The organism is Arenibacter sp. F20364, assembly GCF_023015905.1.
Taxonomy (GTDB): Bacteria; Bacteroidota; Bacteroidia; order Flavobacteriales; family Flavobacteriaceae; genus Arenibacter.
In genome coordinates this window covers 1-325 of sequence record NZ_JALKBD010000178.1, presented here as the reverse complement: position 1 = coordinate 325, position 325 = coordinate 1, and the positions used below count along the sequence as shown (strand labels likewise).

At 56.0% G+C, this 325-nt stretch carries 1 protein-coding gene; it reads right to left on the bottom strand.

The window, feature by feature from the left end; translation table 11 throughout:
• On the bottom strand, positions 1–325 hold a 325-nt coding region (locus MWU84_RS24230; protein WP_246906640.1), incomplete at both ends, for a hypothetical protein.

Genomic DNA, 325 nt, shown 5'->3' with positions numbered 1-325 from the left:
AAACTATAATTGTAGGTCGTGCCAACCGTAGCCCCTGTAAAGGTAAAGCTCACCGCCATCTGGTTCCCCGCATTGATAGGGTCCTGGTCGATGCTTACCGTATAACCGGTTGGCGCCACGGTATCCTTTGTCGATGTATCGGTTGCCGGAGCACCGGCACCGTTAACGTTGGTAAGCGTCACACTCAAAGTGATGGTCCCGTCACCAAGGCCGCTAAGATCGATGCCCGTGATGGTCTGACCCGCCCCGGTTACCGTTCCCGTATCCGCAACGTTGGTCCCGCCCCCGGAACTGCTGAAACTATAATTGTAGGTCGTGCCAACCG